Here is a 16,055-nt window from a genome sequence, read left to right on the forward strand (position 1 = left end):
TAAGGTCAGTGATTTCTAGTCATTGTTTGTCCATGCACTTAATTTCGTGCGCAGACGTTGCATTGATTGGCTCAGTATTTGGCTTACTCGTGATTCACTAACACCAATTACTTCGCCGATTTCTTTCAGGTTTAACTCTTCATCGTAATAAAGAGAAAGCACCAAAGCTTCTCGCTCAGGTAGTGATTTTATCGATTCTACCAGAGCAATTCTAAAATTTTCATCCGCAACACCTTGAAAAGGCGTATTTTCGTCTTCCATTCCGTCGGAAGTTATGACGTCTTCTGAAACGCCAAGGTCTTCAATCCCCATCAAACGAGAACAATTGATGTCAGTTAGAACAGTGTGATACTGATCTAACGGCATGCCGATATAATTTGCCACTTCGGCATCGGTCGGGTCTCGATTCAGTTGTCCTTCTAAAACCGCAATAGCCTGATTAATCTCTCGGCTATTTTTGTGTACCGAACGCGGTACCCAGTCTCCACGACGAATGTCATCTAGCATAGCGCCGCGAATTCGTATTCCAGCATAGGTCTCAAAACTGGCGCCTTTGCTGCCGTCGTAATTTTTTTGCGCTTCCAGAAGGCCAATCATTCCCGCTTGGATAAGATCTTCAACCTGAACACTTGGAGGTAATCGTCCCAACAAGTGATGAGCAATACGCTTCACCAGTACCGAGTACTTTTCAAGAAAAGCTCGTTGACTGTTGTGATTGCCGTATTGGTCGTAGGTCAGTGCCTTATTCACCAAATGGTCCCTCTAATGGTTGTGGTCGGTTAAGTAATCGTTCAACAAAAAATTCCAAATGGCCACTTGGCGTTTTAGGTATTGGCCAAGTCAACGCTTTATTAGCCAATGAACCAATCGCTAACGCAGCGGGCGAGCGAGGAAACGCATCTACCACAATCTTTTGTTTTTTAACAGCTTGGCGCACTTTATCATCTAATGGGATACATGCGACAAGTTCGAGGCTCACATTCAAGAATCTCTCTGTGACTAACGTCAATTTTGCGAACAATTCTCGGCCTTCGCGGTAACTACGTACCATATTAGCAACGATTTTAAAGCGTTGGACTTGATGCTCTTTGCTCAATAATTTGATCAGAGCATAAGCATCAGTAATCGATGTTGGTTCATCACACACCACCACAACGACGTCTTGGGCAGCACGCGAGAAGCTGATTACCATGTCGGAAATGCCCGCAGCGGTATCAACCAACAACACGTCCATCTCATCTTCAAGGCTACCAAAAGCACGAATCAAACCCACATGCTGTGCATGCGTTAGCTCCGTCATCGACTGAGTACCGGAAGTGGCTGGTATAATTCTAATACCAAAAGGCCCTTCAACAATCGCATCCTTAAGATCGCATTCACCCGCCAATACATGGCCAAGGTTACGCTTCGGACGAATGCCAAGCATGACATCGACGTTGGCTAATCCTAAATCGGCATCCAGAACCATCACTTTTTTGCCTTGGCGGGCCATACATATCGCTAGGCCTAAAGTGACATTTGATTTACCTACACCACCTTTACCACCAGTTACCGAAATAACTTTTGTCAGTGAAGGCTGAGTTAAGCGGCGCAATCCGCTAGCTTGATCTTGTATCATATTCTCTGTCATCATCGCCGCCTAGAACCTCTCTACTTCACTATTCCAATAGTGCGGTTCGTCATCCGCCGATTTTTCAAGTAAATCATTTGCTTTAGCAACCATATATTTAGGTTGAGCAATCACGATATCTTCAGGTACGCGCTGTCCATTCGCGATGTAAGCGACTGGTAGTGCATTTTGCACCACCACACTTACAAACTCACCCAAGCTCAATGACTCATCAAGCTTGGTCATAATGCATCCAGAAAGTGGGATGCGTTTAAAGTGGTCAATTGTCTCTTGCAAGACTTTACGCTGCGCGGTTGCGGGTAAAACCAGGTAGCTATGAATCATCTCACCACTTTCTTGCATTAAGGTGTCCAATTGCTCTGATAGACGAACATCTCGTTGTCCCATACCTGCAGTATCCACTAAAACAAGACGACGATGGCGTAGTTGATATATTACATCGGCTAACTCTTTGGAATCTTTAGCGACTTTTACAGGACAACCCATAATTCGCCCATAGATCGCCAATTGTTCGTGCGCACCAATACGATAAGTATCAGTTGTAACCAGTGCGACATTGTCTGAGCCATATTCCATCGCTGCACGTGCAGCGAGTTTGGCGACTGTCGTTGTTTTGCCTACACCCGTTGGACCAAGCAAAGCCACAATACCACCACGCTTTAATATGTCTTGCTTTGAGATAGGGATTTGATCAGCCACCAAACCAAGCAAGGCTTTCCAGGCTTTCTTTGGTGGCGTGTCTTCTGGAATGTAACAAGCCAGTTGGTCAGCCAATTCAAGTGATACACCCATTCGCTCAAGGCGCTTAATAAGCATGGCGCGTAACGGTTCTCGACGCTCAACTTCTTGCCACATCAAACCTGAAACTTGGTGTTCTAATAGACGACGAATCGACATCATCTCTTCACGCATATCGCTCAGTTCTTCGTTCGATACTGATGGTTCACGCGAGCTTGAACCACGCTCATAACGAGTAGGATCAAGCTGAGGTTTTGGTCGATCAAGTCTACGGTCTTCGGCTATCAAGCGAGCAAGTGGGGAATCTTCTTGTACTCTGACTTCTCCACCTTGTGAGCGAAGTGATGACTGGCGCTTTAATAGCGCACTCAAAGAATCTTCACTTGGCGCATCATCGGCTTCTTCATAGCCAGGGCGATGACTGCTGTACTGCTTCAACATGCTGGCAAAACGTTTGGTCATCGAGCGTCCCGCTTCAGCACTATTGTTTAGGCTAACTCGATCTTCGTCCAAAGCACGCGCATTGGTACGAGCTTCTAAACTTGGCGAGACCTGTGTCGGAGCAGTTCGTGGTTGCGAGCTATAGCTACTCTCGACACGTGCAGGGGACGCGTCGCCATCCACCGCAGCTACAATTTCAACACCACCAGCGACTTTTTTGTTTGACATGATCACAGCATCAGAACCGAGCTCTTCCTTCACTTGAAGTAGAGCAGTTCGCATGTCTTTCGCAAAAAATCGTTTAATTTTCAAAGTTGATATCCGTTATTGATTAGCAACAGAAACTAGTTACCTACCGCTTGTACTATGCGAATTTGCTTCTCATCCGGGATCTCTTGATATGAGAGAACACGTAGCGTAGGAATGGTATTCTTAACAAATTTTGCAAGAGTAGAGCGAAGTACACCCGAGGTTAGCAACACGGCAGCCTCACCTTTTAACTCTTGCTCTTGAGTCGCTTGACTCAGCGACATTTGCAGACGTTCCGCTAGACCAGGCTCAATACCTGCTGACTCCCCTCCTGAAGCCTGCATTGTTTGATGCAAGATTTGTTCCAGCTCAGGGATTAGCGTAATAACTGGAAGCTCTGGTTCTATGCCATTGATTTCCTGTACAATTAAACGCTTAAGCGAGATACGAACGGCGGCCGTTAGGATGTCAGGTTCTTGACTCTTCGACGAGTACTCGGACAAGGTTTGAACAATTGTACGAATATCGCGAATAGGAACCGCCTCATTAAGAAGGTTCTGTAGTACTTTCACTACCACGCCAAGTTGCAGTTGATCAGGCACAAAGCTTTCCACCAACTTAGGCGCACTGCGTCCAAGCATTTCGAGTAAGTTCTGTACTTCTTCATGGCCAATTAGCTGAGATGCATTGTTTGTGAGTAACTGGCTTAAATGCGTTGCCAATACCGTTGATGAATCGACTACGGTATAGCCTAACGCTTGTGCGTGTTCACGCTGGTCTTCGCGAATCCACACAGCTTCTAAACCAAAGGCGGGGTCAATGGTCGGTTCGCCATCAATCATGCCGTAGACTTGACCAGGGTTGATCGCCAATTCTTGGTCTGGGCGGATCTCTGCCTCACCAACAGCCACCCCCATCAACGTGATGCGATAACTATTAGGCGTTAATTCAAGGTTGTCACGAATATGAACGGCTGGAATAAGAAAACCAAAGTCTTGCGATAGCTTTTTACGTACACCTTTAACGCGCTCTAACAGCTCGCCGCCTTGGTCACGGTCTACTAACGGAATTAATCGGTAACCCACTTCCAAACCAATAATATCGACCGGTTGTACATCATCCCACGAAAGTTCTTTTGGTGTACTTGGCTCAGCGGAGATCGTCGCTGGAAGGTTGGTTTTTTCTTCTTGTTTTTGCTTCTGCTTGCGTGTCATCCAATAAGCGCCCGCTCCCGCAATAACCGCAAGTAACAAGAAAGCAAAGTGAGGCATACCAGGAACAATACCCATCACAAACAGAATACCCGAGGTAATCATCAGTGCTTTAGGGTTATCAAATAACTGGAATACCAGTTGCTGCCCCATATCTTCATCAGTGTTTTGGCGAGTCACCATGATCGCCGCACCGATAGACAATAGTAAGGAAGGAATCTGCGCCACCAAACCGTCACCGATCGTCAGTAACGTATAAATTTGCATTGCTTCTGCAAAGCCCAATCCATATTGGGCCATACCAATGGAAAGACCACCGATGATGTTGATAAATAAAATCAAAATACCAGCAATCGCATCGCCTTTTACGAATTTTGAAGCACCATCCATCGAGCCATAAAAGTCTGCTTCTTTGGTCACTTCTTGGCGACGAGTGCGAGCTTGGTCTTGATCAATCAACCCCGCATTCAAGTCAGCATCAATCGCCATCTGCTTACCCGGCAAGGCATCCAAGGTAAAGCGTGCGCTTACTTCTGAAATACGGCCAGCACCTTTGGTGACAACCATAAAGTTGATAATCATAAGGATTAAGAAGACAACAAAGCCAACCGCGTAGTTACCACCAATAACTACATTACCAAACGATTCAATAACGTTACCGGCAGCTCCTGGCCCTTCATGGCCGTATAACAAAACCACTCGCGTAGACGCAACGTTTAGCGCCAAACGCAAGAGCGTTGCTATAAGAAGTACGGTAGGGAAAGCAGCAAAATCGAGAGGACGACGGGTATAAACCGTTACCAATAACACCACCATCGAAAGTGCGATGTTAAAGGTAAAGAATAAGTCGAGCAGCAGAGCTGGCATCGGAAGTACGACCATAGCCAAGGTCGCCAAAACCATAACAGGTGCGCCAATTGCTGGCATGGCTCGCTTGGGTAACGGAGGTAATTTGTCCGAAAATGGTAGAGTAAACTTCATAAATCCGAGGCTAAAACAACTTAATTATCTTTTATCACAGAGAGTTAGCCATTTATGCAAGTATTAGTCCACAAAAAAGTCAAATAGTTGTCACTATTTTCAATAGAACTCTATTTTCGAGTGGCTTACGGTTTTAGATGCCACAAAACTTCACCACGTTGCAGCTTTGTATCGTATTCAATACAAACCATTCCCGAGGTTGGGAACATCGGTGGGGCAATATCCTTAACAAGATCTGCAGTTAAGTAACCCACGAGCGGCAGGTGAGATACCAATAAAATCGAGTCAAGTTGCTCTAGTTCAATCATCGCATTGAGATAGTCAACTACGGTTTCTGAGTCTCCATACGGAGTTATGTCTTCGCAAAGTTGGAGATCTTTTGCTGTAAAAACCTCTTCCAGCTCTTGCCAAGTTTGTTGCGCGCGTTTGTAAGGGCTTACCAACACTTTATCAAAGTCTGACACGCCTTCTTGTTTACACAGTTGCGCGACCTCTTTTGAAGCACTACGACCAAACTTAGTGAGTGCACGATCGGCGTCAGTTTGAGCAAAGGTTTCCGCTTCTCCATGACGCATAATCACGATTTTCATAATATTTCCTGTATGTGAGTACTATGCCTGTCTCACTCTGTTTTGGGCTTAATTAATATACCCAATTGAACTCGATAAGGATCGATTTCTTAATACCAATAAATTCTAAGGTCACTTGGGTATATTGAGGTTACTTAGGCATATAACAAAATTAATTATATCAAGTAACTTGCCAAAGACTCAGACATTCTTAACAATCTTAAAGGATAGCCGCGTGTTTTTGTTTCAATTTGTAGCGAGCTTTTAGGCTACAATTATCAAAAATTTCTAACATTTTAAGCAAATACACTTAACTAACATCAATAATAGTTGTTTGCAGTGCCACTAAACGCGGTCATACTTAAATATCTTTCAAGGTTTGGAGAAATACTGTGCATGTAAGCCCAAATGACACCCATCTATATCGCTACTTAACGCTTGAAAATGATTTAAGGGTGTTATTAATTCATGATCAAGATGCACAGAAGTCTGCGGCAGCTCTCGCGGTAAACGTCGGTCATTTCGATGATCCTCAAGAGCGTCAAGGTATGGCTCACTATCTAGAGCATATGTTGTTTTTAGGTACGGAAAAGTATCCCAAAATCGGCGAGTTCCAGAGCTATATCAGTCAACACGGTGGTTCGAATAATGCTTGGACTGGAACCGAACATACGTGTTTCTTCTTTGATGTTGATCCAAACGCATTTTGCAATGGCCTAGATCGCTTCAGCCAATTTTTTACCGCGCCACTTTTTAATGCAGAAGCACTCGATAAAGAGCGTCAAGCGGTTGACTCCGAATACAAAATGAAGCTCAACGATGACTCTCGCCGCTTATACCAAGTTCACAAAGAAGTGATCAATCCTAACCATCCTTTCGCCAAATTCTCAGTGGGTAATATCGAAACGCTTGGCGATCGTAATGGGCATTCAATTCGTGACGAAATCGTTGCATTTCACGCTCTGCAATACTCAGCCGATTTAATGACATTGGTTTTAATTGGTCAGCAATCACTGGATGAGATGCAAGAGTGGGCAAACGAGAAATTCGCGAATATTAAGAATAACCAATTACGCGGCAAGAGCATTAGCGAGCCATTCACGGATATCCGTTCTACTGGGATATGGGTTGACGTTGAGCCGATTAAAGATATCCGCAAATTGATCATGGCATTTCCAATGCCGAGTACTGGAGAGTATTACCATACCAAGCCACTCTCCTACTTCGCTCACTTGCTGGGTTATGAGGGTGAAAATAGCTTAATGCTAGAGCTTAAAGATGCAGGATGGATCACCTCACTTTCTGCAGGCGGCGGTGTCAGTGGCAGTAACTATCGCGAATTTAATATCAGCTGCACGCTAACCCAAGAAGGTCTCTCCCATGTCGATGAGATCATTCAAGCCGTGTTTAACTATATTGCTATCATCAAAGCTCGTGGACTGGATGAATGGCGCTATTTGGAGAAGAAAGCAGTATTAGAATCGGCGTTTAGATTTCAAGAGCCGACTCGACCGATGGATATGGCGAGTCACTTAGTGGTGAACATGCAGCACTACGAAAGTGAAGACATTATCTACGGTGACTTTAAAATGGCGCAATATCAAGCGGATGTGCTGCGCGATCTCGCTCGCTATTTCACTACTGATAATCTACGCGTCACACAAATAGTGAAAGGCTTAACTTACGAAGAGCATGCGAAGTGGTACGACACGCCTTATTCTGTCAAGTTGATCAGTCCTGAACAAAAAGAGTTTTACCAGCAACCATCAACCATCAAAGCTGAATTGCCGGCACGCAACCCATTCATTTGTTACGATTTAACGCCTAAGGCACTACAAAGTAACGATGAAACTCCAAGTATAATCTCTGATTTACCGGGCTTTAAGTTATGGCACCTGCAAGACAGCGAATTTCGAGTGCCTAAAGGGGTCATTTATGTGGCGATCGATAGCCCTCATGCGGTCGCGAATCCCACAAACATTGTTAAAACTCGCCTATGTGTTGAGATGTTCCTTGATGCGCTAGCCAAAGAAACCTATCAAGCAGAAATTGCTGGGATGGGTTACAATTTATATGCTCATCAAGGCGGCGTTACTTTAGCGGTCTCAGGTTTTACCGAGAAACAACCTGAGCTAATGAAAATGATTTTAGAGCGTTTCGCGAAACGCGAGTTCAGTGAAAAACGCTTTAATACAATTAAAACTCAACTATTGAGGAATTGGCGAAATTCTTCCCAAGATCGTCCAATTTCACAGCTTTTCAATGCAATGACGGGAATTTTGCAACCTAATAACCCTCCGTACGCTGCGCTTGTTGAAGCATTAGAAAGCATTGAAGTCGACTCGCTTGCCAGTTTTGTACAGGCCATCCTTGCAGAATTGCACGTAGAAATGTTCGTCTATGGCGACTGGACGCGTGACGAGGCACTTGCTTTAGGTGAAACCCTAAAAACAGCTCTGCGAGTGCAAGACCAGCAATATGAAGAAGCGCTGCGTCCATTAGTCATGTTAGGCGAAAGTGGCACTTTCCAAAGAGAAGTTGAATGTAATCAAGAAGATTCAGCGATTGTCGTCTATTACCAATGTGAAGATACAACCGCAAAAAACATCGCGCTATACTCTCTGGCGAACCACTTGATGTCAGCGACCTTCTTCCATGAAATTCGCACCAAACAACAACTAGGCTATATGGTCGGAACGGGTAATATGCCACTCAATAAGCACCCGGGAATTGTGTTGTATGTTCAATCACCGAACGCCGCTCCGATTGATTTGATTAGCTCTATCGACGAATTTTTAAATGCCTTTTACATGGTCTTGCTCGAGCTGAATGAATACCAGTGGCATAGCAGTAAACGTGGACTTTGGAATCAGATTTCAACACCCGATACCACTCTACGCGGGAGAGCTCAACGACTATGGGTGGCGATTGGCAACAAAGATGAGCAATTTGATCAGCGCCAGCGTGTATTAACCGAACTGAAGAAGTTAACCCGCAGTGATATGATCCGTTTCGTCGTTAATGAGTTAAAACCCCGTACGGCCAACCGCTTAATCATGCACACCCAAGGTAACGCTCATCAAGACGCGGAGCCATTAGACCTTGGGTTGGAAATCGGCTCAATTGAAGAATTTCAATTGCGGCCAAAAGATATTGAACTCGGTTAATTACAATAAGTGTGTCGAGTCTTATATAGGCGATGCTTAAGCAGATTGTTCAGAGGCAACAATCGCTTTGAGTGAATGGGGGTGAAGCTTAATGCACACTCCCTGATGCTTAAATGCCACCGTTGGATTATTGAGGCGCTCGCCTTCTCCTTTCGGGCTCGAAAGTTTTACTTTAATGCCCATGTTCGCCAAGCTATCCCACTGTTCCGCCAAGGCAGGGAAACGTTGTTTTAACTCATCTGCAAATTCATCTGCCGTTTGGGCTTTCGACGGAATAACAAATTCCACATGCTCCCAGCTTTGCTCTGGGTAGATTTTACCTTCCGCCGGATAAGGCAATTCAAGACACTCGATTTGCCAATTCAACGCTTGCAATGGCTGATTGAAAGCCAAAACAATAATAGGACGGCCATTAATTTGCGCGTTGGAGATTTCAACGCCTTCAGTAAGCCATGCTTGATGCGCTTGCTGTGCAAGTTCCTGCTCATTGATTCGTAATGCAATGTGATCCGCTTGAAACTCGGCTAAATCTATTTGTAACTTTTCACTTAAACTCTGAATTTTAAGCATAAATTCTGGCAGTTTTTGTTTTAACTGCTCTGGTAATAGTTCAGCTCTTGATAACGACATGAGGCTTTTTCCTTAAGTAAAAGGTTACTTTTTTCTTAATAGTAACAAGATCATCAAGAAAAGTAGAAAAATACTCAAATTACTCCCTATATGCGGTTTAAGAAAATTGGTATCATGTGCGCCAATTTGTGAACTCGATTTGGTTTGCCGCTATTTTAAACGGCGCCGATACAATAAGTATCCATTTTCGCCACAATCGGCAAACCCCAATATTTCCTAGATTTGAAGGAAGCGCGTGTGAATATCCAAGCACTTATTAATGAAAAAGTTTCTCAGGCTCTAGAAGCCGCTGGCGCTCCTGCAGGCAGCCCTGCAGCCGTTCGCCAATCAGCAAAACCTCAGTTCGGTGACTACCAAGCTAACGGCGTTATGGGCGTAGCTAAACAACTAGGTACGAACCCACGCGAGTTTGCGCAGAAAGTATTGGATGTTCTCGACCTAGACGGTATCGCAAGCAAAACTGAAATTGCAGGCCCTGGCTTTATCAATATCTTCCTAAGCGAAGAGTTTCTTGCAAAACAAGCGGATATCGCGCTTGCTGACGCACGTCTAGGCGTTGCAGCTGAAGAAGCGCAAACTATTGTTGCTGACTACTCTGCACCAAACGTTGCAAAAGAAATGCACGTAGGCCACCTACGCTCAACCATCATCGGTGATGCCGTAGTACGTACTCTTGAGTTCCTAGGCCACAAAGTGATTCGTGCCAACCACATCGGTGACTGGGGTACTCAGTTCGGTATGCTGATCGCAAACCTAGAGCGTGTACAACAAGAGTCTGGCGAAGTTTCAATGGAACTGGCTGACCTTGAAGGTTTCTACCGTGAATCGAAGAAACTGTACGATGAAGACGAAGAGTTTGCCGTAAAAGCACGTGGCTACGTAGTTAAACTACAAGGCGGCGACCAGTTCTGCGCGGAAATGTGGAAGAAGCTGGTTGACGTAACCATGATTCAAAACCAACGCAACTACGATCGTCTAAACGTATCACTTACTCGTGAAGACGTAATGGGTGAAAGTATGTACAACGACATGCTACCTAAGATCGTTGCAGACCTAAAAGCACAAGGTCTGGCAGTTGAAGATGACGGCGCGCAAGTTGTGTTCCTTGATGAGTACAAGAACAAAGACGGCGAACCTATGGGCGTTATCGTGCAAAAACGCGATGGTGGCTTCCTATACACCACCACTGACATTGCGTGTGCAAAATACCGTTACGAGCAACTAGGTGCGGATCGCGTTCTGTACTTCATCGACTCTCGTCAACATCAGCACCTAATGCAAGCTTGGACTATCGTGCGTAAAGCAGGTTATATCCCTGAATCAGTATCGCTTGAGCATCACGCGTTCGGCATGATGTTAGGTAAAGACGGTAAACCATTCAAGACTCGTGCAGGCGGTACTGTTCGTCTGGCTGATCTTCTTGATGAAGCAGAAGTTCGTGCAGCGCAGCTGATCGAATCTAAGAACCCTGACCTAGCAGAAGACGAGAAGAAAGCGATCGCTAACACCGTTGCAATGGCAGCAGTTAAATACGCTGACCTATCTAAACACCGTACGACTGACTACGTGTTCGACTGGGACAACATGCTTGCATTCGAAGGCAACACTGCACCTTACATGCAATACGCATACACTCGCGTAGCTTCTATTTTCGCTAAAGCTGGCGTATCAATGGATGAGCTACAAGGTGAAATCAAGATCACTGACGAGAAAGAGAAAGCACTGATTGCTAAACTAATGCAGTTTGAAGAAGCAGTACAGTCTGTTGCTCGCGAAGGTCAACCACACATCATGTGTAGCTACCTATTCGAACTAGCGGGTCAATTCTCTAGCTTCTACGAAGCATGCCCTATCCTTGTGGCAGAAGACGAAGCAGTGAAACAAAGCCGTCTAAAACTTGCAGCGCTAACCGCGAAGACTATCAAGCAAGGTCTATCGCTACTAGGTATCGAAACTCTAGAGCGCATGTAAAAGCGGAAGCGGGAGCGCAAAGCTTCTTTGAAGCTTAGCTTCGAGATGCGGGAACGCTTCGCTACGAAATAAGAGAAAGCCGACGTGAGAACGTCGGTTTTTTTCGTTTTGGGAAGCGGGAACGTTCAGCTAAAGCTGAACTTACGGAATACGGAATATGGAATATGGAATATGGAATATGGAATACGGAACGCTTATCGAAAGATAAGCTCACGGCAAGAGCAAAAACGTCCAACACCGTCTAAGTGTCCCTCTGTCCGTAGCGCAGCCTCAAGCGAAACGTTCCCTTATCCGTAGCGAAGCCCTCGGCTGAGCGTTCCCAAACCCCGCATCCATAGTGAGACCGCAGGTCGAACGTTCCCGCATCCGTAGCGCAGCCCTCGGCTGAGCGTTCCCAAATCCCGCATCCGTAGTGAGACTGCAGGTCGAACGTTCCCGTGCCCGTAGCGCAGCCCTCGGCTGTGCGTTCCCAAACCCCGCATCCATAGTGAGACCACAGGTCGAACGTTCCCGCATCCGTAGCGAAGCCCTCGGCTGAGCGTTCCCGGACCCCGCATCCGTAACCAAGCTTTGCTGCGCGTTCGATTGCGCTACGTTATAATCACCAAAACTCCCCCAACCGGAAACAATAATGAGCTTTGAACTGCATCCTCAATTGGCTAAGGACACCACGGTACTTGGCCACTTCCCTTTAACGGTGGCGCTACTGCACAAAGACAATGCGGTGCCTTGGGTCATTTTGGTCCCTAAACGCGCGAATCTAAAAGAATTGCATCACTTACCAATGCAAGAGCAGCAACAGTTCCTACTTGAATCTCAAGCGGTGAGCCAAGCGCTGGAAGCGACGTTCCAACCCGATAAACTAAACCTTGGCGCGCTAGGTAATATGGTGCCACAACTGCATATTCACCATATTGCTCGCTTTAAAGATGACGTGGCTTGGCCAGGTCCTGTTTGGGGTAACACCAAGGACGAATTTCGTAGCGAAGAAGAGCAGCAAGCAATCGCAACGCGTATTGGCAATGTGCTTAGCTTAAGTAGCCTTTTTACTAAAGCCTGATAAATGTAGTACACGACACTACACCCAATATGCAAAAAGCCACTTCAAGTGAAGTGGCTTTGCTTTATCGTATCTGCAACTGATTGGCTTTACATCGTCACTGTCAGTGACAACGCATTGGCTTGATTGGCTGAATATCGAACTCGCGTGACTTTGTCAGCTTTGTTGGTATCAATCATGCGTGAAATCACGCCTTTCTTCACCCATACCGACAGCATCGCATCAACACCATCTTCACTCAGAGCAAACTGCTTCGCCAATTCCTGACGAGATGCACTGCCTTGTGCGTCAATGTATTGTTTCAGTTCAGCTAAAATCATGCCATTTGCACCTCTAATGCCTGTTGTTTTTTGCCCGCAGCTTTTAGTGCTCGGTAAACTAACGCTGCAACAACCAAGATACCAGCAATCCACGCGCTGCTGGTTGCCGGATGGTCAGCAAAGTGCGTTGCTTGGTAATACAGTGTCGCACTACCGTAAGCCAAACCCATGGTCCAAACAGCGATAAATCGTGCGTATTTTTGACCAAATTCGCGTACATAAGCACCCATTGCTGCCACACATGGCGTGTATAGCAAAATGAAGATCAAGTAGGCAAATGCTGCGTTACTCGATGCAAAGTAGCCTTTCAGATTACCAAATATGGATGCATCAACTTCTTGCTCTTCGGCTACTGCTGAGCTATTCGTTAGATCGCCCACTTCAACACCCAATGGATCTGAGTAGTTAAGACCCGCCAAGTTATCAGGAATGGTCATTACTGCTTCTTCTAAGCTTGCCATCAGATCGTATTCACCGCCTTCATCACCTTCACTTGGTGCATAAAGACTGTTTAACGTACCCACAACCGCTTCTTTAGCAAAAATACCGGTAATAATACCCACTGTCGCAGGCCAGTTGTCTTCTTGAACGCCAATTGGCGCAAATACTGGTGTGACAATTTGCGATGCTTTAGATAGAACCGAGTTTTCTGAATCTTCGTTGCCAAAGCTGCCATCCATACCCAGCGAGTTGAAGAAACTTAGAATTGTCACTACCACTACGATGGTTTTACCTGCTCCAAGTACGAAACGCTTAAGCTTTTGCCATGTTTTGATCATTACATTCTGCATCGTCGGCAGTTCGTAATCCGGCATTTCCATTACTAGGCTATCGCTTGAACCTGGATAAAGCGTGTGCTTAAGCACTAAACCAGTAAAGACAGCGGCAACAATGCCCATTAGGTAAAGTGCAAATACGACATTTTGCCCACTTTCAGGGAAGAATGCTGCAGCAAACAAGGCATAAACAGGAAGGCGAGCACCACATGACATAAACGGTGCCATAGAAGCCGCCAGTTTACGCTCACGTTCTTGATCTAGAGTACGAGTTGCCATAATCGATGGTACGTTACAGCCAAAACCAAGTACTAAAGGCACAAACGCTTTACCCGGTAAACCAATCTTCTGCATTACTTTATCAAGCACAAATGCTGCACGTGACATATAACCTGAACTTTCCAATACCGCTAGGAACAAGTACAGGCCAGCAATGACAGGAATAAAAGTCGCTACCGTTTGGATACCGCCACCCACACCATCAGCAATAAGCGTTACAAGCCATACTGGCAGATGACCATCTAATAGATAGTGTCCTCCATCAACCAAGACCGCACCAACGCCAATGTCGAAAAAGTCGATGAACGCGCCACCAATGTTGATCGCAAACATAAACATCAAATACATCACAACGAAGAAGAAAGGAATACCAACCCATTTATTCAAAATGATGTTGTCGACTTTTTCGGTAAAACTACGACTCAGTTTACCTTCGCTGCGGCGCACTTTTTTGCACTGTTCATGAAGGAATGTGTACTTAGTATCAGCAACATGTAAATCGACGTCGACATCCAGGGTAATTCGCTGTTGATTAACCAGTTCACGCTGCTCTGATTTCAATGAGTTGATAACCAGCACATCTTGTTCTAACGCGCGAATCGCTAATGCGCGTGGCGCTGATTCTTGACCAACAAACATTGGTTCTAACGAATCTAACGTTGCTTCAAACTCGGCACTATACTCTAGCTTCATTGCATCAAGCGTTACACCTTGAACGACTACTTTGTGTAACAGCTCTTTAAACTCATGGATCTGCGCTTTATTGTTAGCAGAAATCGCAATAACTGGACAACCTAGGACTTTTTCTAGCGCTTTTGCATCAATGATCTGGCGCTCGCGCTTAAGTGCGTCCATCTTATTCAGTACAACCACCATTGGACGACCAAGTTCGCGCAATTGTAGTGTCATGTATAAGCTACGCTCCAAGCAGGTCGCATCTACCACGTTAATGATAAGATCCGCTGGATGAGTTAGAACGGCACGTGAAGCAATCGACTCATCAATACTATTGCTATCGTTGCCGCTATCTAAAGCATAAATACCAGGAAGATCGGTTAATAAGAATTCATCGCCAGAGTGTGTGTATCGACCTGTTTTTTTCTCAACGGTTACGCCAGCCCAGTTACCCACTTGCTGCTTGGCCCCCGTTAAACCATTAAACAGGGTTGTTTTACCACTATTGGGATTACCGACGGTTAGAATCTGATATTGCATTATTGTACCTCCACCAAAATTGATTCAGCGATGTTGGTACGAACAGCAATAGAGACCCCACGCACTTCTACCTGCAATGGATCGCCCATTGGCGCAAAACGAATAAGCTTAATCGGTGTATTAGGCAATAGTCCCATTACCATCAACTTTTTACGCACATCATTTGATAGTTCGGCAAAGCCAATTATGGTTGCTTGTTGCCCTTGCTGTAGTTTTGTAAGTTGCATCACATTCCCAATCTGGTAATCGCAGTTAATAATGAGAGTAATTACTATTAACTTCTATATCAGCAATGATACCTAAAGCAAATGTAACAATTCTTGTCTGAAATCAAATTTTACGTTTATGGAAAATATTGCCTACCGAACCTAATTACACGTAAATTTCGTCAATTACATCTCGTTAAAAACGTCAAAACCTAGAAATTCATTGCTATTCATATTTTTTAATTTTTTTATATTAGATTTAATATTAAAAAATTATCACCATAAAACAATAGCTTAACCTCATTGTCGCAAATCTTATGTCAACTTGGCGTTAATTTTATAAGTAAATAAAGTTAAGTTGCTTATAGTGACTTCCGTCGGGCAAACAAAGCCTTTAGACAAATGAATTCCAGAGGTGGTGCCCCCGCACCACTCCGGCAGCAAGCGAAGGTGTCCTTGACACCCGTGGTATAGTCCCCCCGGCTATACCACGATATTTTTTTTAAGCTTCTGATTTACAATGCTTCTTATCGCAACCCATCCCAACAAATCTCCTTAGACACCCAGCATGACGTGACTATACTTAGTTATTTTTCGTTAAAAAAATTAAAA

At 45.0% G+C, this 16,055-nt stretch carries 12 protein-coding genes; 3 read left to right on the forward strand and 9 right to left on the reverse strand.

Going from position 1 to position 16,055, the window contains the following annotated elements:
• Positions 1 to 15: 15 nt before the first annotated feature.
• The 5 genes from IRQ95_RS05195 to sixA all read right to left on the reverse strand — a co-directional run bounded on the left by IRQ95_RS05195 (position 16) and on the right by sixA (position 5,840).
• Entirely contained in the window at positions 16 to 750 is a 735-nt protein-coding gene (locus IRQ95_RS05195; protein ID WP_194435941.1) for an RNA polymerase sigma factor FliA, read from the reverse strand.
• A complete protein-coding gene (locus IRQ95_RS05200; protein WP_194435942.1) occupies positions 743 to 1,630 on the reverse strand; it encodes a MinD/ParA family protein in 888 nt (295 codons plus the stop codon). The genes IRQ95_RS05195 and IRQ95_RS05200 overlap by 8 nt, the downstream gene beginning before the upstream one ends.
• A gap of 9 nt (positions 1,631 to 1,639) precedes the next feature.
• On the reverse strand, positions 1,640 to 3,121 hold the full coding sequence (gene flhF, locus IRQ95_RS05205) for a flagellar biosynthesis GTPase FlhF (RefSeq protein WP_194435943.1): 1,482 nt from the start codon (positions 3,119 to 3,121) through the stop codon (positions 1,640 to 1,642).
• Positions 3,122 to 3,153: 32 nt separating this feature from the next.
• Positions 3,154 to 5,250 carry a flagellar biosynthesis protein FlhA gene (gene flhA / locus IRQ95_RS05210; protein ID WP_194435944.1) on the reverse strand — a complete coding sequence of 699 codons (2,097 nt, stop codon included), beginning with the start codon at positions 5,248 to 5,250 and terminating at the stop codon, positions 3,154 to 3,156.
• A gap of 125 nt (positions 5,251 to 5,375) precedes the next feature.
• Entirely contained in the window at positions 5,376 to 5,840 is a 465-nt protein-coding gene (gene sixA / locus IRQ95_RS05215) for a phosphohistidine phosphatase SixA (protein WP_194435945.1), read from the reverse strand.
• Positions 5,841 to 6,211: 371 nt separating this feature from the next.
• Between sixA and IRQ95_RS05220 the strand changes: the two genes are divergently transcribed.
• Positions 6,212 to 8,986 (forward strand): insulinase family protein, encoded by a 2,775-nt coding sequence (locus IRQ95_RS05220; protein WP_194435946.1) that lies wholly within the window; start codon positions 6,212 to 6,214, stop codon positions 8,984 to 8,986.
• A gap of 36 nt (positions 8,987 to 9,022) precedes the next feature.
• Here the strand turns inward: IRQ95_RS05220 and IRQ95_RS05225 are convergent, their stop codons facing one another.
• The gene (locus IRQ95_RS05225; protein WP_194435947.1) at positions 9,023 to 9,616 is read right to left on the reverse strand and encodes a VOC family protein; all 594 of its coding nucleotides are present in this window, start codon (positions 9,614 to 9,616) and stop codon (positions 9,023 to 9,025) included.
• A 237-nt stretch (positions 9,617 to 9,853) separates the two neighbouring features.
• On the opposite strand from IRQ95_RS05225, the gene argS reads away from it, so the two are divergent.
• Entirely contained in the window at positions 9,854 to 11,587 is a 1,734-nt protein-coding gene (gene argS / locus IRQ95_RS05230) for an arginine--tRNA ligase (protein WP_194435948.1), read from the forward strand.
• A 631-nt stretch (positions 11,588 to 12,218) separates the two neighbouring features.
• Positions 12,219 to 12,647, forward strand: coding sequence for an HIT family protein (locus IRQ95_RS05235; protein ID WP_194435949.1), 429 nt, complete (start codon positions 12,219 to 12,221; stop codon positions 12,645 to 12,647).
• Positions 12,648 to 12,736: 89 nt separating this feature from the next.
• Here the strand turns inward: IRQ95_RS05235 and IRQ95_RS05240 are convergent, their stop codons facing one another.
• The 3 genes from IRQ95_RS05240 to IRQ95_RS05250 are packed head-to-tail and all read right to left on the reverse strand — an operon-like array spanning position 12,737 to position 15,464.
• Entirely contained in the window at positions 12,737 to 12,967 is a 231-nt protein-coding gene (locus IRQ95_RS05240; RefSeq protein ID WP_114765255.1) for a FeoC-like transcriptional regulator, read from the reverse strand.
• On the reverse strand, positions 12,964 to 15,237 hold the full coding sequence (feoB, locus tag IRQ95_RS05245; RefSeq protein ID WP_194435950.1) for a Fe(2+) transporter permease subunit FeoB: 2,274 nt from the start codon (positions 15,235 to 15,237) through the stop codon (positions 12,964 to 12,966). Before feoB ends, IRQ95_RS05240 begins: the two co-directional genes overlap by 4 nt.
• Positions 15,237 to 15,464, reverse strand: coding sequence for a FeoA family protein (locus IRQ95_RS05250; protein WP_194435951.1), 228 nt, complete (start codon positions 15,462 to 15,464; stop codon positions 15,237 to 15,239). The genes feoB and IRQ95_RS05250 overlap by 1 nt, the downstream gene beginning before the upstream one ends.
• Positions 15,465 to 16,055: the final 591 nt, after the last annotated feature.

The organism is Vibrio fluminensis (assembly GCF_015278125.1).
In the GTDB taxonomy this organism is placed as follows: Bacteria; Pseudomonadota; Gammaproteobacteria; order Enterobacterales; family Vibrionaceae; genus Vibrio; species Vibrio fluminensis.

What these genes read in the sequence shown, in the direction of transcription:
- feoB (WP_194435950.1), bottom strand. Translation starts at nt 15,237, where the DNA reads ATGCAATATCAGATTCTAACCGTCGGTAATCCCAATAGTGGTAAAACA.
- IRQ95_RS05235 (WP_194435949.1), top strand. Translation starts at nt 12,219, where the DNA reads ATGAGCTTTGAACTGCATCCTCAATTGGCTAAGGACACCACGGTACTT.
- flhA (WP_194435944.1), bottom strand. Translation starts at nt 5,250, where the DNA reads ATGAAGTTTACTCTACCATTTTCGGACAAATTACCTCCGTTACCCAAG.
- IRQ95_RS05250 (WP_194435951.1), bottom strand. Translation starts at nt 15,464, where the DNA reads ATGCAACTTACAAAACTACAGCAAGGGCAACAAGCAACCATAATTGGC.
- IRQ95_RS05240 (WP_114765255.1), bottom strand. Translation starts at nt 12,967, where the DNA reads ATGATTTTAGCTGAACTGAAACAATACATTGACGCACAAGGCAGTGCA.
- IRQ95_RS05200 (WP_194435942.1), bottom strand. Translation starts at nt 1,630, where the DNA reads ATGACAGAGAATATGATACAAGATCAAGCTAGCGGATTGCGCCGCTTA.
- IRQ95_RS05225 (WP_194435947.1), bottom strand. Translation starts at nt 9,616, where the DNA reads ATGTCGTTATCAAGAGCTGAACTATTACCAGAGCAGTTAAAACAAAAA.
- sixA (WP_194435945.1), bottom strand. Translation starts at nt 5,840, where the DNA reads ATGAAAATCGTGATTATGCGTCATGGAGAAGCGGAAACCTTTGCTCAA.